This window comes from Streptomyces sp. NPDC037203 (genome assembly GCF_055605065.1).
Window position 1 is genome coordinate 97,244 of record NZ_JBVJUC010000014.1, and the last position, 16,046, is coordinate 113,289.

At 71.7% G+C, this 16,046-nt stretch carries 17 protein-coding genes; 10 read left to right on the forward strand and 7 right to left on the reverse strand.

What is annotated here, in order from left to right; translation table 11 throughout:
- Positions 1 to 125: 125 nt before the first annotated feature.
- Positions 126 to 1,685 carry a S8 family peptidase gene (locus ACZ7EC_RS29800; RefSeq protein WP_471067399.1) on the reverse strand — a complete coding sequence of 520 codons (1,560 nt, stop codon included), beginning with the start codon at positions 1,683 to 1,685 and terminating at the stop codon, positions 126 to 128.
- Between the two features lie 272 nt (positions 1,686 to 1,957).
- Between ACZ7EC_RS29800 and ACZ7EC_RS29805 the strand changes: the two genes are divergently transcribed.
- From ACZ7EC_RS29805 to moaA, 3 genes are all read left to right on the forward strand, one after another.
- Entirely contained in the window at positions 1,958 to 2,335 is a 378-nt protein-coding gene (locus ACZ7EC_RS29805) for a DUF485 domain-containing protein (protein ID WP_471067401.1), read from the forward strand.
- A complete protein-coding gene (locus ACZ7EC_RS29810) occupies positions 2,332 to 3,960 on the forward strand; it encodes a solute symporter family protein (RefSeq protein WP_471067403.1) in 1,629 nt (542 codons plus the stop codon). Before ACZ7EC_RS29805 ends, ACZ7EC_RS29810 begins: the two co-directional genes overlap by 4 nt.
- Positions 3,961 to 4,121: 161 nt before the next feature.
- Positions 4,122 to 5,111 (forward strand): GTP 3',8-cyclase MoaA, encoded by a 990-nt coding sequence (gene moaA, locus ACZ7EC_RS29815; protein WP_471067405.1) that lies wholly within the window; start codon positions 4,122 to 4,124, stop codon positions 5,109 to 5,111.
- A 41-nt stretch (positions 5,112 to 5,152) separates the two neighbouring features.
- Here the strand turns inward: moaA and ACZ7EC_RS29820 are convergent, their stop codons facing one another.
- Positions 5,153 to 5,371 (reverse strand): hypothetical protein, encoded by a 219-nt coding sequence (locus tag ACZ7EC_RS29820; protein ID WP_471067406.1) that lies wholly within the window; start codon positions 5,369 to 5,371, stop codon positions 5,153 to 5,155.
- Between the two features lie 207 nt (positions 5,372 to 5,578).
- Entirely contained in the window at positions 5,579 to 5,920 is a 342-nt protein-coding gene (locus tag ACZ7EC_RS29825) for a DUF3099 domain-containing protein (protein WP_471067456.1), read from the reverse strand.
- Positions 5,921 to 6,087: 167 nt separating this feature from the next.
- On the opposite strand from ACZ7EC_RS29825, the gene ACZ7EC_RS29830 reads away from it, so the two are divergent.
- Complete coding sequence (locus ACZ7EC_RS29830) at positions 6,088 to 6,369, forward strand: GlsB/YeaQ/YmgE family stress response membrane protein (RefSeq protein WP_471067407.1); 282 nt, start codon at positions 6,088 to 6,090, stop codon at positions 6,367 to 6,369.
- Positions 6,370 to 6,410: 41 nt separating this feature from the next.
- On the opposite strand, the gene tyrS is transcribed toward ACZ7EC_RS29830, so the two are convergent.
- From tyrS to ACZ7EC_RS29845, 3 genes are read right to left on the reverse strand one after another with little or no spacing between them, the layout of a single operon-like run.
- The gene (gene tyrS, locus ACZ7EC_RS29835) at positions 6,411 to 7,679 is read right to left on the reverse strand and encodes a tyrosine--tRNA ligase (RefSeq protein WP_471067409.1); all 1,269 of its coding nucleotides are present in this window, start codon (positions 7,677 to 7,679) and stop codon (positions 6,411 to 6,413) included.
- A gap of 55 nt (positions 7,680 to 7,734) precedes the next feature.
- Positions 7,735 to 9,126: a metallopeptidase TldD-related protein gene (locus ACZ7EC_RS29840; protein ID WP_471067410.1), complete on the reverse strand. Its 1,392-nt coding sequence runs from the start codon at positions 9,124 to 9,126 to the stop codon at positions 7,735 to 7,737.
- On the reverse strand, positions 9,123 to 10,646 hold the full coding sequence (locus ACZ7EC_RS29845) for a TldD/PmbA family protein (protein ID WP_471067412.1): 1,524 nt from the start codon (positions 10,644 to 10,646) through the stop codon (positions 9,123 to 9,125). The genes ACZ7EC_RS29840 and ACZ7EC_RS29845 overlap by 4 nt, the downstream gene beginning before the upstream one ends.
- A gap of 251 nt (positions 10,647 to 10,897) precedes the next feature.
- Between ACZ7EC_RS29845 and fabG the strand changes: the two genes are divergently transcribed.
- The 3 genes from fabG to ACZ7EC_RS29860 all read left to right on the forward strand — a co-directional run bounded on the left by fabG (position 10,898) and on the right by ACZ7EC_RS29860 (position 12,967).
- A complete protein-coding gene (gene fabG / locus ACZ7EC_RS29850; protein ID WP_471067414.1) occupies positions 10,898 to 11,602 on the forward strand; it encodes a 3-oxoacyl-[acyl-carrier-protein] reductase in 705 nt (234 codons plus the stop codon).
- Positions 11,603 to 11,607: 5 nt separating this feature from the next.
- On the forward strand, positions 11,608 to 12,375 hold the full coding sequence (gene fabI / locus ACZ7EC_RS29855) for an enoyl-ACP reductase FabI (protein ID WP_471067416.1): 768 nt from the start codon (positions 11,608 to 11,610) through the stop codon (positions 12,373 to 12,375).
- Positions 12,376 to 12,619: 244 nt separating this feature from the next.
- Positions 12,620 to 12,967, forward strand: a complete 348-nt coding sequence (locus ACZ7EC_RS29860) for a hypothetical protein (RefSeq protein WP_471067417.1) — start codon at positions 12,620 to 12,622, stop codon at positions 12,965 to 12,967.
- Between the two features lie 39 nt (positions 12,968 to 13,006).
- Here ACZ7EC_RS29860 and ACZ7EC_RS29865 read toward each other — a convergent pair whose 3' ends face one another.
- Complete coding sequence (locus tag ACZ7EC_RS29865; protein WP_471067419.1) at positions 13,007 to 13,693, reverse strand: FadR/GntR family transcriptional regulator; 687 nt, start codon at positions 13,691 to 13,693, stop codon at positions 13,007 to 13,009.
- Positions 13,694 to 13,784: 91 nt separating this feature from the next.
- Between ACZ7EC_RS29865 and ACZ7EC_RS29870 the strand changes: the two genes are divergently transcribed.
- The 3 genes from ACZ7EC_RS29870 to ACZ7EC_RS29880 all read left to right on the forward strand — a co-directional run bounded on the left by ACZ7EC_RS29870 (position 13,785) and on the right by ACZ7EC_RS29880 (position 15,983).
- Positions 13,785 to 15,275, forward strand: coding sequence for an MFS transporter (locus ACZ7EC_RS29870; protein ID WP_471067420.1), 1,491 nt, complete (start codon positions 13,785 to 13,787; stop codon positions 15,273 to 15,275).
- 44 nt (positions 15,276 to 15,319) lie between these two features.
- Positions 15,320 to 15,439 carry an SGM_5486 family transporter-associated protein gene (locus ACZ7EC_RS29875; RefSeq protein WP_471067422.1) on the forward strand — a complete coding sequence of 40 codons (120 nt, stop codon included), beginning with the start codon at positions 15,320 to 15,322 and terminating at the stop codon, positions 15,437 to 15,439.
- A gap of 337 nt (positions 15,440 to 15,776) precedes the next feature.
- The gene (locus ACZ7EC_RS29880) at positions 15,777 to 15,983 is read left to right on the forward strand and encodes a hypothetical protein (protein WP_471067459.1); all 207 of its coding nucleotides are present in this window, start codon (positions 15,777 to 15,779) and stop codon (positions 15,981 to 15,983) included.
- Positions 15,984 to 16,046: the final 63 nt, after the last annotated feature.

Genomic DNA, 16,046 nt, shown 5'->3' on the forward strand with positions numbered 1-16,046 from the left:
CTATGCATTATTGATTCGATCAACCCTCGTAGTGGACCCGGTGCCGCGACGTGCGTGCGTCGGCCGGGTCTCGCCGTACGGGCGGATGGCCGGATCCACGCGGACCACCCGCCCGTACGGGGGCGCTAATCGGTCACTGCGGCCAGCGCGTCGGCCATCCCCCGGCCATAGAAGCCGTTGCGATTGGCCGGGCCCTGGCACACCGCGTCGACCTTGCCGTCGCCGTCGATGTCGTACGGGTCCGTGCACGGAGTGGCGTCGGCCTCCGCGTACAGCAGCGCCTTGACGAGAGCGGGGGACGCGTACGGATGGGTTGACTTGATCAATGCCGCGACACCGGCCACATGCGGGGTCGCCATGGACGTCCCGGCCATGTAGCCCCATTTGCCGCCCGGCAGCGTGCCCAGGATGAGACCGCTGGTCGCCGGGGGCGCCGGGGGCTGGTAGGACGTCGAGTCGCCGCCCGGCGCGGCGATGTCGACGACGCCCCGGCCGTAGTTGGAGTACGACGCCTTCAGGCCCTTCGCGCCGGTCGCCGCGACCGTCACGACACCCGGCAGCTGGGCCGGGATGTCGAAGCAGCGGTGCGGGTCGATCACCCGGTCCGACGCGGTGCCGTCGTTCGGCGACTGCGGGTCGGTGATCGAGCGGGCGGCCAGGTCGTAATTCTCGTTGCCCGCCGCCGCGATGTTGACGGTGCCCCGCCGCTCCGCGTACCGCGAGGCCCGGTCGACGGCGTCCACCAGCGCCTTCTGGTCCGGGTCGGTGGTGCAGTTGAAGTACCAGGGGTCGGTGAAATAGCTGTTGTTGGTCACGTCCACGTGGTGCTCGGCCGCCCAGACGAAGCCGCAGACCACGGACTCGGCGTAGAAGTAGCTGTCCGGGTTCCCCACCTTGATGCCGGCCACCTTCACGCCCGGCGCCACCCCCGTCATGCCGACACCGTTGCGCGCCGCCGCGATCTCGCCCGCCACATGCGTGCCGTGCGGGCTCTCCGAGGCGCTGGGCCGCCAGGCGCCGTCGGTCGTGTCCGGCTTGCCCGACACGCAGTTGACGGAGGCGGCGCGGTCGAAGTTGGGCGCGATGTCCGGGTGGGTGTCGTCCACGCCGGTGTCGATGACCCCGACCGTGACCTTCGGGCTGCCCAGCGTCTTCTCGTGCGCCTTGTCCGCCTTGATGGCGGGCAGGTCCCACTGGAGCGGCTCCAGCGGGTCCTGGTCCCCGGTCGCCGCCGCGCCGGCCGCGGCCGCCTGCGCGCCGCCGAGCACCTGCGGCGTGCCCATGTCGGCGGTGGACGCGGAGGCCAGCGGGGTGTGCCGGGTGGCACCGGCCGAGGCCACGCCGGGCACCGCGCGCATCAGCCGGGCGAAGTCCGGGTTCGCGGAGTGCGCGACGAACACGCCGATCTGGTCGTAACCGGCCACCAGCGTCCCGCCGTTGCGACCGATCTCCCGGCGCACCGAGGCGAGCGTACGGCGGTCCGTGCGGGTGTTGACCAGGTACGACAGGGCGGGGCCGGCCGCCGCCGGGGTCCCCGCCGCCGCTCGGGACGTCGCCGTCGCCGCGCTGGTGGCCCAGGCGGGCGCGGCCGAGGCCGTGGCGGGCAGGAAGCCGAGCGAGGCGGTCAGCGAGAGCACGGCCGGCACGGCGAGCGCGGGCCGGCGTCCGGGGCGCAGACGAGCCATGGGTTCTCCACTTCATCCGGATACAGGGGCTGCCCGGACCGCGGATCGGTGCTCGGGCAGGTACATGACGAGTGGTGCAGGCGGAACCTAACCCGTCCTCTCTATGACCGGCAATGACTTGGCAATGACTCAATCAGACCGCTTGCGGATCGCTTGCGACAGAACTCGTAGGACTTGAATCGGCCTGCGCGTGGCGTCGTGGACCTGGGCCGGGAGCGCTAGCACCATCGAGCCCCGGCCGCCCTGCCCGACCGCACCCGCGAGGAGAATCCGTGGCCACCGAGACACCGCCCCCCGCCACCCCGACGACCGGCCTGCCCGCCACCGAGGAGTTCATCGAGGTGCAGCGAAGCGCGGACTTCGCCGAACTGCGCCGCGCCCACCGCTCGTTCGCCTTCCCGCTGACCGCCGCCTTCATCGCCTGGTACCTGCTGTACGTCCTGCTCTCCAACTACGCCGAGGGCTTCATGGGCACCAGGGTGCTGGGCAACCTCGACGTCGCCCTGGTCCTCGGCCTCGCCCAGTTCCTCACCACCTTCCTCATCGCCTGGTGGTACGCCCGGCACGCCGCGGCCGTGCTCGACCCGAAGGCGCGGGCCATCAAGTCCCGCATGGAGGGCGCCGACGCCCGTACGGAGGCCGCCGAATGAGCCCCGCGACCCACCGCGCCCTGCTGGCCGCCGGCGAGGCGAGCGAGCACCGGACGCTGATCGTCACCCTGTTCGCCGTCTTCGTCGCCGCCACCCTCGGCATCACCGTATGGGCGGGCCGCCAGACCAAGGACGCCGCCGACTTCTATGCGGGCGGGCGCCAGTTCACCGGCTTCCAGAACGGCCTCGCCGTCTCCGGCGACTACATGTCCGCCGCGTCCTTCCTCGGCATCGCCGGCGCCATCGCCCTGTTCGGCTACGACGGCTTCCTCTACTCCGTCGGCTTCCTGGTCGCCTGGCTCGTCGCGCTGCTCCTGGTCGCCGAACCACTGCGCAACTCCGGCCGCTACACGATGGGCGACGTGCTCGCCTACCGGATGCGCCAGCGCCCCGTGCGCACGGCCGCCGGCGTCTCCACCATCGTGGTGTCGATCTTCTACCTGCTCGCCCAGATGGCCGGCGCGGGCGTCCTGGTCTCCCTGCTTCTCGGCATCACCAGTGACCTGGGCAAGATCGGCATCGTCGCCCTGGTCGGCGTCCTGATGATCGTGTACGTCACCATCGGCGGCATGAAGGGCACCACGTGGGTCCAGATGGTCAAGGCGGTGCTGCTGATGACCGGTGCCGTCCTGCTGACCTTCCTGGTCCTCGTGAAGTTCCACTTCGACGTCTCGGACCTGCTCGGCCGGGCCGCCGACAACAGCGGCAAGGGGGCGTCGTTCCTGCGGCCCGGCCTGAAGTACGGCGCCACCGGCACCACCAAGCTGGACTTCCTCTCCCTCGGCCTCGCCCTGGTCCTCGGCACCGCGGGCCTGCCGCACATCCTGATCCGCTTCTACACCGTGCCCACCGCGAAGGCCGCCCGTCAGTCGGTGATCTGGGCCATCGGCCTGATCGGCGTCTTCTACCTGATGACCCTCGCCCTCGGCTTCGGCGCCGCCGCGCTGATCAAACCCGCCGAGATCACAGCCTCCAACAAGGCGGGCAACACCGCCGCCCCGCTCCTCGCCCTGCACCTCGGCGGGACCGACTCCACCTGGGGCGCCGTCCTGCTCGCCACCATCTCCGCCGTCGCCTTCGCCACCATCCTCGCCGTCGTCGCCGGCCTCACCCTCGCCTCGTCCTCCTCCTTCGCGCACGACATCTACGCGAACGTCATCAAGAAGGGACGCGCCACCGAGCGGCAGGAACTGGGCGCGGCCCGCTGGGCGAGCGTCGGCATCGGCGCGGTCTCCATCGTCCTCGGCGCCCTGGCCCGCGACCTCAACGTGGCGGGGCTGGTGGCGCTCGCCTTCGCCGTCGCCGCCTCCGCGAACCTGCCGACCATCCTCTACAGCCTCTTCTGGAAGCGCTTCACCACCGCCGGCGCCCTGTGGTCGATCTACGGCGGCCTGGTCACCGCCGTCGGCCTCGTGCTGTTCTCCCCGGTGGTCTCCGGCAGCCCGGCCTCGATGTTCCCCGGCACCGACTTCCACTGGTTCCCGCTGGAGAACCCCGGCATCGTCTCCATCCCCGTGGGATTCCTGCTCGGCGCCCTGGGCACCCTGCTGTCGAAGGAGGTGCCGGACGCCGGCAAGTACGCGGAACTGGAGGTGCGCTCCCTGACCGGGACCGGCGCGCACTGACGCGCGGTACGACCCGTCGTACGGCGGCCGCGGCCTGTACGGTCCTACGACGCGGCCGCCGGGCACCTCGTTCGATCGGGGCCGGTGCCGTTGTCAGTGGCGTCACGTAGGCTCGCAGATGACAGGGAAGACATCACCGATGATCGAGGGAGGGGGCCCACGTGCTCATCGACACGTACGGCCGCGTGGCCACCGACCTGAGGGTCTCGCTGACCGACCGGTGCAATCTGCGCTGCACGTACTGCATGCCCGAGGAGGGCCTGCAGTGGCTGGCCAAGCCCGACCTGCTCAGTGACGACGAGATCGTCCGCCTCGTCGACATCGCGGTGCGCCTGCTCGGTGTCGAGGAGGTCCGCTTCACCGGCGGCGAACCGCTGCTGCGCCCCGGTCTGGTCGGCATCGTCGAGCGTGTCGCGGCCCTCGCCCCGCGCCCCCGGATGTCCCTCACCACCAACGGCATCGGCCTCGGCCGCACCGCCGCCGCCCTGAAGGCGGCGGGTCTTGACCGGGTCAACGTCTCCCTGGACACCCTGCGCCCCGATGTCTTCAAGACCCTCACCCGCCGCGACCGCCACAAGGACGTCCTCGAAGGACTCCGCGCCGCCCGCGCGGCCGGCCTCACCCCCGTCAAGGTCAACACCGTGCTGATGCCGGGGCTCAATGAGGACGAGGCCCCCGACCTGCTCGCCTGGGCCATCGCCCACGACTACGAGCTGCGGTTCATCGAGCAGATGCCCCTGGACGCCCAGCACGGCTGGAAGCGCGAGGGCATGGTCACCGCGGGCGACATCCTCGCCTCCCTGCGCACCCGCTTCGACCTCGCTCCCGAGGACAGCGGCGAGCGCGGCTCGGCACCGGCGGAGCGCTGGCTGGTGGACGGCGGCCCGCACCGGGTCGGGGTGATCGCCTCGGTCACCCGCCCGTTCTGCGCGGCCTGCGACCGCACCCGGCTGACCGCCGACGGTCAGATACGCACCTGTCTGTTCGCCACCGAGGAGACCGACCTGCGCGGCGCCCTGCGCTCCGGCGCGCCCGACGAGGAGATCGCCCGGCTGTGGCGCGTGGCGATGTGGGGCAAGAAGGCGGGCGCGGGCCTGGACGACCCGTCCTTCGTCCAGCCGGACCGCCCGATGTCGGCGATCGGCGGCTGAGCGGGACGGGTGCCGGGGCGGTCACCGGCTGTCCGCGGGCGTCAACTCCCGCTCTGCCGCTCCCACTCGTCGAGCCGCACGACGTCCTTCAGGAACCCCCGTACACCCAGGAACGTCGACAGATGCTCGCGGTGCTCCTCGCAGGCGAGCCATGTCTTGCGCCGCTCCGGCGTGTGGAGCTTCGGATTGTTCCAGGCCAGCACCCACACGGCGGCGGTGCGGCAGCCCTTGGCGGAGCAGATGGGGGTCTCGTCACTCACTGATTCGTCTCACCAGATCGGGTGCAGAACGAGGCGACGCCGAGCAGCCACGGGGGGAGCTGCCCGGCGTCGGTCCGTCGCTCCGACGGGGGATGCGGAGCGCTTACGCAGTATGTCACGGCAGACCCGTCGCCCGGCACCGGAACTGCGTCATTGATTCTGAGCTTTTCTTGAGCTTCCGGGGTGACCGGCGTTCCTTCTTCCGCGTCAGCCCTGATCACGCGGGGGCTGCTCGTCCTCGCCGCGCGGCGCCCCGATCACCGGGCGCATGGGCGCGGTGACGAACGTCGAGGGCAGAGAGGGCGGCCGCTCACGGCCCGCGTTCGCGATCACCACCGCGATATAGGGCAGGATCGCCCCGGCCACCAACGCCACGATGGCAAAGGGCCGTTCGACATTCCACAACGTGGCCGCGAGGATCACCGCCACCGTACGGATCCCCATCGAGATGACGTACCGCCGCTGCCGGCCGCGCACGTCCTCGGCGAGACCGGTCCGGGCGCCGGTGATCCGGAACACCTGGCCGCCGTCGCCGTGCTGCTTCCGCATCGCCTTCACGGGTCTTACGGTACGCCGCGTCCGCGCGGCCGACGAGACCGGGTCGCCCGCTGCCTGCGGCAACGCCCCCGGTCCCGCGGCGGAACCCGACATGCGCCAGGGGAGGCCCCGGCCGACACTGGCGTAAAGCTCACGTCGATCCGGACGAGGAGGCAGCCATGGGCTGGTTGTGGGCCATCATCGTGGGGTTCGTGCTGGGCGTGATCGCCAAGGCGGTCATCCCCGGCAGGCAGCACAGCCCCCTCTGGCTGACCACCATCTGCGGCATGCTGGGCGCCATCGCGGGCAACGCCATCGCCCGCGCGCTGAACGTCCACGAGACCCGCGGCATCGACTGGAGCCGCCACATCTTCCAGCTGGTGGCCGCGATCCTCATCGTCGCCGTGGTCGACTCCTTCTACATGGCCACACTGGGCAAGAGAAAACGCCAGCGGATCTGAGCAATGCTGCGGGGGGCGCCCCGAGGGGCGCCCCCACGCCGCTACCCGGCGACAACCTCCACCGCCGCCAGATTCCGCTTGCCCCGGCGCAGCACCAGCCACCGTCCGTCCAGCAGATCACCGGCCGACGCCACCGCGTCCTCGGAGGTCACCTTGACGTTGTTCACGTAGGCGCCCCCCTCCTTCACGGTCCTGCGCGCCGCGGACTTGCTCGCGACCAGCCCCACCTCGGCGAACAGATCCACCACGGACCCCAGCTCGGCGACCCGGATGTGCGGCACCTCGGACAGCGCCGACGCCAGCGTCCGGCCGTCCAGCTCCGCCAGCTCGCCCTGCCCGAACAGCGCCTTCGACGCGGCGATCACGGCGGCCGTCTGCTCGGCTCCGTGCACCAGCGTGGTCAGCTCCTCGGCCAGCGCCCGCTGCGCCGCCCGCGCCTGCGGACGCTCCGCGGTCAGCCGCTCCAGCTCCTCGATCTCCTCGCGGGACTTGAAGCTGAAGATGCGCAGGAACTTGGCGACATCGCGGTCGTCCGCGTTGATCCAGAACTGGTAGAACGCGTACGGCGTGGTCATCTCGGGGTCGAGCCAGACCGTGCCGGACTCGGTCTTGCCGAACTTCGTGCCGTCCGCCTTGGTGATCAGCGGGGTGCCCAGCGCGTGCACCACGGCGTCCGGCTCGACCCGGTGGATCAGGTCGGTGCCCGAGGTGAGGTTGCCCCACTGGTCGCTGCCGCCGGTCTGGAGCGTGCAGCCGTACCGCCGGTACAGCTCCAGGAAGTCCATGCCCTGGAGGATCTGGTAGCTGAACTCGGTGTAGCTGATGCCCGCGTCGGAGTTGAGCCGCCGGGAGACGGCCTCCTTGGCGATCATCTTGTTGACCCGGAAGTGCTTGCCGATGTCCCGTAGGAACTCGATGGCCGACAGGCCCTGGGTCCAGTCCAGGTTGTTTACCATCACCGCGGCGTTCGGACCCTCGAAGTCCAGCAGCGGTGCGATCTGGCCGCGCAGCCGCTCGACCCACTCGGCGACGATCTCCGGCGCGTTCAGCGTGCGCTCGGCCGTCGGCTTGGGGTCGCCGATCAGACCCGTCGCGCCCCCGACCAGGCCCAGCGGGCGGTGGCCGGCCTGCTGGATGCGGCGCATCGTCAGGATCTGCACGAGGTTGCCGAGGTGCAGACTGGGCGCGGTCGGGTCGAAGCCGCAATAGAACGTGACGGGACCGTCCGCGAACGCCTTGCGCAATGCGTCCTCGTCCGTGGAGAGGGCGATGAGCCCGCGCCACTTCAGTTCGTCGACGATGTCCGTCACGGTTCTCGTGTCTCCTTGGAAATCCTCGGCGGTCGGGTGACAGCCGACTACGAGGTTATACGCCCTGGCTGACAGAACTCATGTTGAAATCGGGGACCCGCAGCGGCGGCATCGCGGCCCTGGTGAACCAGTCGCCCCATTCGCGCGGCAGCGTCTTCTCCGTGCGGCCCGCCTCGGTGGTGCGCCGCAGCAGCTCCACCGGCGACTCGTTGAACCGGAAGTTGTTCACCTGCCCGGTCACCTCGCCGCCCTCCACCAGGTAGACGCCGTCGCGGGTCAGACCGGTGAGCAGCAGCGTCGCCGGATCGACCTCGCGGATGTACCACAGGCAGGTCAGCAGCAGCCCGCGCCCGGTGGCCGCGACCATCTCCTCCAGGGAGCGGTTGCCGCCGTCCAGGATCAGGTTGTCCGCGGCCGGGGTGACCGGCAGCCCGGTCAGGGCGGCGCTGTGCCGGGTCGTCGTCAGATTCCGCAGCGTCCCCTGCTCGATCCAGTCGGTGGCCGGCGCCGCGAGACCGTTGTCGAACACCGACCGGTCGCCGTTCGAGGAGTGGGCGATCACGAAGGGCGCGCACTCCAGGCCCGGCTCGTCCGGGTCGCTGCGCAGGGTCAGCGGCAGCTCGGAGAGCCGCTCGCCGATCCGGGTGCCGCCGCCGGGCCGGGAGAAGACCGTACGGCCCTCCGCCGCGTCCCGGCCCGAGGCCGACCACAGCTGGTAGATGAGCAGGTCCGCCACCGCGGTCGGCGGCAGCAGCGTCTCGTAGCGGCCCGCGGGCAGCTCCACGCGCCGCTTCGCCCAGCCCAGGCGCACGGCCAGCTCGGCGTCCAGGGCGGCCGGGTCGACGTCCTTGAAGTCCCGCGTGGCGCGCCCGGCCCATGCGGAGCGGGTGCGGTCCGGCGACTTGGCGTTCAGCTCCAGCGTGCCCGTCGGCTGGTCGTGCCGCAGCCGCAGCCCGGTGGAGCTGCCCAGGTAGGTCGAGACCATCTCGTGGTTGGCGAAGCCGTACAGCTCCCGGCCGCCGGTCCGCGCGCGGGCGAAGGCCTCGCCGAGCGCCGGGGCGAAGTCGGCGAACACCGCGGAGGAGGTCTCGGCGGGCGCGTCCGTGAAGTCGGGCGCCGCGGGCACGCCCGCGACCAGCGGCTGCGCGTCCTCCGCCGGACCCGCCCCGCGCGCGGCCTCCTCGGCGGCCCGCACCAGCGGCTCCAGCTCGGCCGCCGTCACCGCCGACCGGGACACCACCCCGGACGCGGTGCCCTGCCGCCCGTCCACGGTCGCGATCACCGTGAGGCTACGGCCCCGCGTCACCCCGTTCGTGGTGAGCGCGTTGCCCGCCCAGCGCAGGTTGGCGGTGGAGGTCTCGTCGGCGATGACGACGCACCCGTCCGTCCGGGACAGCGCGAGCGCCTGCTCGACGATCTCGTGCGGCTTGTTCGTACGCGCGTTCATCGACCCGCCTCCTGCGTGGTGTTGAGAATGTTCACGCCCCGGAAGAGGGCGGAGGGGCACCCGTGCGAGACCGCGGCCACCTGCCCCGGCTGGGCCTTGCCGCAGTTGAACGCGCCGCCCAGGACGTACGTCCCCGGCCCGCCGACCGCCGCCATCGAACCCCAGAAGTCGGTCGTCGTGGCCTGGTAGGCGACGTCCTTGAGCTGCCCGGCCAGCCGCCCGTTCTCGATCCGGAAGAAGCGCTGCCCGGTGAACTGGAAGTTGTAGCGCTGCATGTCGATCGACCACGAGCGGTCCCCGACCACGTAGATGCCCCGCTCCACGCCCCCGATCAGATCCTCGGTGGACATCCCCGCGGGGTCCGGCAGCAGCGACACGTTGGCCATGCGCTGCACCGGCACATGGGCGGGGGAGTCGGCGTACGCGCACCCGTTGGAGCGCTCGAACCCGGTCAGCCGGGCGATCCTGCGGTCCAGCTGGTAGCCGACCAGGGTGCCGTCCTTCACCAGGTCCCAGGACTGGGCCTCGACGCCCTCGTCGTCGTACCCGATGGTGGCCAGGCCGTGCTCGGCGGTGCGGTCGCCGGTGACGTTCATCAGCTCGGAGCCGTACCTGAGCTTGCCCAGCTGGTCGAAGGTGGCGAAGGAGGTGCCGGCGTACGCGGCCTCGTAGCCGAGCGCCCGGTCCAGCTCGGTGGCGTGCCCGATGGACTCGTGGATGGTCAGCCACAGGTTGGACGGGTCGACCACCAGGTCGTACAGGCCGGGCTCCACGCTCGGCGCCCGCATCTTCTCGGCCAGCAGCTCCGGGATCCGCGCCAGCTCGCCGTCCCAGTCCCAGCCGGTCCCGGTCAGGTACTCCCAGCCGCGCCCGGCCGGGGGCGCCAGCGTCCGCATGGAGTCGAACTCGCCGCTGGACTCGTCCACCGACACCGCGGTCAGCTCGGGATGCAGCCGCACCCGCTGCTGGGTCGTGACGGTCCCCGCCGTATCGGCGTAGAACTTGTTCTCGTGCACGGTGAGCAGCGAGGCGTCCACATGGCTCACCCCGTCCGCCGCCAGCAGCCGCGCGCTCCAGTCCGCGAGCAGCGCCGCCTTCTCCTCGGCCGGCACGGTGAACGGGTCGATCTCGTACGACGACACCCACGTCCTGTCGGCGTGCACCGGCTCGTCCGCCAGCTCCACCCGCTCGTCGGACCCCGCGGCCCTGATCACCTGCGCCGACAGCTTCGCCATCGCCACCGCCTGCGAGGCCACCCGCGCCGCCGCGTCCAGCGTCAGGTCGACCCCGGAGGCGAAGCCCCACGTGCCGCCGTGCACGACCCGGACCGCGTACCCGAGGTCGGTGGTGTCCGAGGACCCCGCGGGCCGGGCGTCGCGCAGCCGCAGCGCCGCGCCGCGCACCCGCTCGAACCGGAAGTCCGCGTGCTCCGCCCCGAGCGACCGCGCGCGGGCGAGCGCGGCGTCGGCGAGGGACCTGAGCGGAAGCGCCGTGAAGGCTTCGTCGATGGAATGAGGCACGGAGGTCTCCCTGCTGTCGTGGCCTGTGGGCTCCGATCATGGCCTGCGGGCGGCCCCGCGGACCACACCGCTTCCGGACGCGGGGCCCGCGGTTCTGTAGGGACCCGACAGTGACGGTCCCCCGCCACTGTCGGTGCCCGAATGCCCACGGACGCGGCCGTACCGATAGGTTTTCGATGCAGCCGCCTGTCATCCAGGTGTTCGGGCGGGTTGTCGGACCTGTAGCAGACCGCTATCGAAAGGGTGATCCGTTGAGCCGCTCGGTTCTCGTCACCGGAGGAAACCGGGGCATCGGCCTCGCCATCGCCCGCGTTTTCGCCGACGCCGGCGACAAGGTCGCGATCACGTACCGCTCGGGTGAGCCGCCGGCCGGCTTCCTGGCCGTCAAGTGCGACATCACCGACCCCGAGCAGGTGGAGCAGGCCTACAAGGAGATCGAGGACCGGCACGGTCCCGTCGAGGTGCTGGTCGCCAACGCCGGCATCACCAAGGACCAGCTTCTGATGCGCATGTCCGAGGAGGACTTCACCTCGGTCATCGACACCAACCTCACCGGCACCTTCCGCGTCGTCAAGCGCGCCAACCGCGGCATGCTGCGCGCCAAGAAGGGCCGCGTCGTCCTGATCTCCTCCGTGGTCGGCCTGCTCGGCTCGGCGGGGCAGGCGAACTACGCCGCCTCCAAGGCCGCCCTGGTGGGCTTCGCGCGCTCGCTCGCCCGTGAGCTGGGCTCGCGCAACATCACCTTCAACGTCGTCGCACCGGGTTTCGTCGACACCGACATGACCAAGGTGCTCAGCGACGAGCAGCGCCAGGGCATCATGTCGCAGGTGCCGCTCGGCCGTTACGCGCAGCCGGAGGAGATCGCCGCGGCGGTCCGGTTCGTCGCGTCGGACGACGCCTCGTACATCACTGGAGCCGTCATCCCCGTTGACGGCGGACTGGGAATGGGTCACTGATCACCATGAGTGGAATCCTCGAGGGCAAGCGCATCCTGATCACCGGTGTGCTGATGGAGTCCTCCATCGCCTTCCACGCCGCGAAGCAGGCCCAGGAGCAGGGTGCCGAGATCATCCTGACCGCCTTCCCGCGGCCCACGCTGACCGAGCGCATCGCCAAGAAGCTGCCGAAGCCGGCGAAGGTCATCGAGCTGGACGTGACCAACGAGGAGCACCTCGCCCGCCTGGCCGACCTGGTCGGCGAGGAGCTGGGCGGCCTCGACGGCGTCGTGCACTCCATCGGCTTCGCCCCGCAGGACGCGCTCGGCGGCAACTTCCTGAACACGCCGTTCGAGTCCGTGGCCACCGCCATGCACGTCTCGGCGTTCTCCCTGAAGTCGCTCACCATGGCCTGCCTGCCGCTGATGCAGAACGGCGGCTCGGTCGTCGGCCTCACCTTCGACGCCCAGTTCGCCTGGCCGCAGTACGACTGGATGGGCCCGGCCAAGGCCGCCCTGGAGGCGACCAACCGCTACATGGCGCGCGACCTGGGCAAGCAGAACATCCGCTGCAACCTCATCTCCGCGGGCCCGATCGGCTCCATGGCCGCCAAGTCCATTCCGGGCTTCAGCGACCTGGCCGCCGTCTGGGACAGCCGCTCCCCGCTGGAGTGGGACCTGAAGGACCCGGAGCCGGCCGGCAAGGGCATCGTCGCCCTGCTCAGCGACTGGTTCCCGAAGACCACCGGCGAGATCATCCACGTGGACGGCGGTCTGCACGCCATCGGCGCCTGAGCGCTCACCCCCGGCTGAAACCCGCCACACGGCCACACGGCAAGGCCCGCACCCCGCACGGGGGCGCGGGCCTTCGCCGTACCGGGCCGTCTGCCGTGCCGGCCTCCGTGCGCTCCGGCGCCGCCCGGCGCCCTCACCCGTTCGGCTCACCGGCCGGGCGGCCCACCCCGCGCGCGGCGCACCCTGAAGACGCGCGCGTTCATCCGGCGCATCCCTCCGCAGCCCGGCCGAGGAGGTCCCCCTTGTGCGCTTGTCCCGCTGCCTGGCCCCGCTGACCCTGGCCGCCGCCCTCGTACTCGCCCTGCCCTACGACGCCACGCCTCACGCGCGCGCGAGCGCGGGGACGCCCGCGCCGAGCCTGTTCGGGGCCGCCTGCCGGACCGCGGTGAACGGCTCCCATGTGGTGGCGTACTGCCACAACCCCTATGTCGACACCGACCGGGTACGCCTGCACATCGAGTGCGCCCGCTGGTGGGACATCGACACCGACAGCGCGCCGGTGGACGCCGAGCCCGCCCTGACGGTACGGCTCACCGGACGCTGCTGGAAGGAGGTCGGCTCGGCGTGGATCAGCCACCAGAAGGTGCGCTGAACCGGGCCGCCGGCCGATGCCGGGCGGTCGGCCGGTACGTCAGCCGGTGACGGGCCGCCCCAGGGGGCGGCATTGGAAGGGGTAGCTCGCCGCCTCCCTGGCCGCCGCCTCGGTGTCGCCGGTGCGGATCGCGTCCACCAGGCGGGTGTGGTCCATGTGCGCCTCCGGCGTCAGCTCGGCGCCGACGTCCGCGCGCAGCGCGTCCCGCAGCAGCTCGCCCAGGTCGGCGTACACCGCCGTCATGACCTCGTTGTGGGACGCGCCCACCACGGCCAGGTGGAAGGTGGCGTCCGCGGTCACGAAGGCCTCCGCCTCGCCGCTCTCCCACGCCTCGTCGCGGCGCAGCAGCAGCGCGTCCAGCTGCTTGAGGTCCTTCTCGGTGCGCCGTTCGGCGGCGAGCTTGGCCGCGGCCGACTCCAGCGTGGAGCGCAGTTCGGCGATGTGCCGGGGGTCCGCCTCGGCGAACCGGCGGTGCATGACGCCGGCCAGCTCGCTGGCGGCCACCACATAGGTGCCCGAGCCCTGCCGGATGTCCAGCAGCCCGTTGTGGGCGAGCGCGCGCACGGCCTCGCGGACCGTGTTGCGGGCGACGCCGAGCTGCTCGACCAGTTCGGGCTCGGTGGGGATACGGGAGCCGACCGGCCACTCGCCGGTGGCGATCTGGTTGCGCAGTTCGGCGATCACCTGCTCGGAGAGGGCCGAACGGCGCGGGTGGCTCAAAGGCATGGCACACCTTCGCACGACAGACCGGGGCGTGCACGCTCCGGGGGTTCCGGGAATGGACAACCAATCATCCCATGATTCTATGATGGGTCTCATGGCTAGTGAGGAAACCCGGACAGTGGACACCCGTACGGCGATGTCACCGACCGAACGCGACACGTCCGCCACGGCGGGCATACCCGAGGCGACCCTGGAGACGGGCCCCGCGCGCACGTGGGCGACCCGCCTGGTGGTCGCCGGGATCGTGCTGTCCGCGGTCAACCTCCGCCCGGCCATCACCAGCCTCGGCGCCCTCCTGGAGGAGGTCCGCGACGGGCTCGGCATGAGCGGCAGCGTGGCCGGTCTGCTCACCTCCGTGCCCCCGCTGTGCTTCGCCGTCTTCGGTGTGATGGCGCCCCGCCTGGCGCGCCGCTTCGGACCGGCCGCCGTGGTGTGCGCCGGCATGGCCGCGATCTGCGCGGGCCTGCTGCTGCGGCCGTACGTCGGCGGCACCGCCGGGTTCCTGGCCGCCAGCGCGCTCGCCCTGATGGGCATCGCCGTCAGCAACGTGCTGATGCCGGTCATCGTCAAGCGCTGGTTCCCCGACCGGGTCGGCTCCATGACCGGCCTGTACTCGATGGTCCTCGCGCTCGGCACCGCCCTGCCGGCCGCGGTGACGGTCCCGCTGACCCACGCCATGGGCGGGAACTGGAAGCCGGGGCTCGCGGTGTGGGCGGTGCTCGCGGCGGTGGCGGTGGTGCCGTGGGTGCCGCTGGTGCGGGGCGGCCGAGAGGGCGGGGAAGGCCGAGGAGACCGAGCGGGCCGGGGCGGCTCCGGGCGGGGGAGGGGTGCTTCCCCGGCTTCCTCGCCGTCCCCGGCTTCCTCGCCGTCCGCGGCTTCCGAGACTTCTGCGGCTTCCGCGGGGGCGTCCGGTTCGGCGCGGGGCAGGGAAGCGGTGTCGGACTCGGCGCCGGCAGCGGCACCGGTGACCGCGCGGGCCACCGAGGCGGCGCCCCCGCTGCGGATCACCCGCAGCCGTACCGCCTGGGCGCTCGCCGTCTTCTTCGGCCTCCAGGCCACCGCCGCCTACATCACCATGGGCTGGATGCCGCAGATCTTCCGGGACGCGGGCGTGTCCGCCGGCACCGCGGGTCTGCTGCTCGCCGTCACGATGGTGATGGGCGTGCCGCTGGCCTTCGTCATCCCGCGGATCGCCGCCCGGCTGCCCCACCAGGGGCCGATCGTGCTGGCCCTGGGCCTGTGCGGGCTCGCCGGATACACCGGTCTGTACCTCGCCCCGGCCGCCGGGGCCTGGGCCTGGGCGCTGCTGCTGGGCATCGCGAACTGCGCCTTCCCGCTCGCCCTGACGATGGTCGGCATGCGCGCCCGCAGCGGTCCCGGCGTGGCCCAGCTGTCCGCCTTCGCGCAGAGCACCGGATACCTGATCTCCATCCCCGGCCCGCTGCTGGTCGGCGTGCTCTACCAGCACAGCGGCGGCTGGGGGCTGCCGATCGCCCTGATGGCGGGCCTCATGGTGCCCCAGATCGCGGTGGGCTTCCTGGCGGGCCGCGACCGAACGGTGGAGGACGAGGCCGCGGCGCGCTGACCCCCCGCGCACGTCCGCCGGGGCAGGGGTGCGAGACTGGGCGCATGCAGCCTGTGCTCGACCCGAATCCGCGAAACGGTCAGAAGAAGATGCTGCTTGTCTTCGGCTCCTTCTTCGCGATCTTCCTCATCATCGCCATCGTCGCGACCATCGTGTCGCCGTGATGTGACGTGACGCGCCGCGAGCCTCTGGCGCGGCCCGTCGCGTGACGTCGCCCGCCGTGCGCCCGTGACATCGCCTGCCGCGCGCCCGTGACGCCGCGCTCCGGTGACGCCGCCCACTCCTGAGGCCCGCGTGCCGCGCGCCTGGGACGCGGTCGGCCGACCCCGCCACCAGGGCGTTTCCGGTGGATGGTGGTGCTGGCCCCCCTGTCCCCTAGGGGGTAAGGCTCAGGGGTAACTGGGTGGAAAACCTGATGGGTTGCCGGGCGCGGATTCCGTACCTTCGAGTGGTGACCGCAGGGGGCGGTCACACGAACGCTCGATGACCTCGGAGGCGACCATGCCCGCCCGCACCCACTTCCGGACCCACCCGGCGACCACGGGCGGCGTCGACATGCGGCTGCCCTGGTGGGCCCTCGCGCTGCCGGTGCTCGCCTTCGGCATCCTGTTCCTGCTGATACTGAACCCCTCGGACGCGCACGCGGCGAGCGCGGACCCGGCGATAGCCCACCTCGTCGAGCGCGCACAGCAGCTGCTCAGGCACTGACCGGGAGCCGCCCCGCATGGTGAATCCGCATGTCAACTCCCTGCGCCGCGTGGCCTGTTTCAT

What these genes read in the sequence shown, in the direction of transcription:
- ACZ7EC_RS29800 (WP_471067399.1), bottom strand. Translation starts at nt 1,685, where the DNA reads ATGGCTCGTCTGCGCCCCGGACGCCGGCCCGCGCTCGCCGTGCCGGCC.
- ACZ7EC_RS29810 (WP_471067403.1), top strand. Translation starts at nt 2,332, where the DNA reads ATGAGCCCCGCGACCCACCGCGCCCTGCTGGCCGCCGGCGAGGCGAGC.
- ACZ7EC_RS29825 (WP_471067456.1), bottom strand. Translation starts at nt 5,920, where the DNA reads ATGCGGAAGCAGCACGGCGACGGCGGCCAGGTGTTCCGGATCACCGGC.
- ACZ7EC_RS29830 (WP_471067407.1), top strand. Translation starts at nt 6,088, where the DNA reads ATGGGCTGGTTGTGGGCCATCATCGTGGGGTTCGTGCTGGGCGTGATC.
- ACZ7EC_RS29840 (WP_471067410.1), bottom strand. Translation starts at nt 9,126, where the DNA reads ATGAACGCGCGTACGAACAAGCCGCACGAGATCGTCGAGCAGGCGCTC.
- fabI (WP_471067416.1), top strand. Translation starts at nt 11,608, where the DNA reads ATGAGTGGAATCCTCGAGGGCAAGCGCATCCTGATCACCGGTGTGCTG.
- ACZ7EC_RS29865 (WP_471067419.1), bottom strand. Translation starts at nt 13,693, where the DNA reads ATGCCTTTGAGCCACCCGCGCCGTTCGGCCCTCTCCGAGCAGGTGATC.
- ACZ7EC_RS29870 (WP_471067420.1), top strand. Translation starts at nt 13,785, where the DNA reads ATGGCTAGTGAGGAAACCCGGACAGTGGACACCCGTACGGCGATGTCA.
- ACZ7EC_RS29875 (WP_471067422.1), top strand. Translation starts at nt 15,320, where the DNA reads ATGCAGCCTGTGCTCGACCCGAATCCGCGAAACGGTCAGAAGAAGATG.
- ACZ7EC_RS29880 (WP_471067459.1), top strand. Translation starts at nt 15,777, where the DNA reads ATGCCCGCCCGCACCCACTTCCGGACCCACCCGGCGACCACGGGCGGC.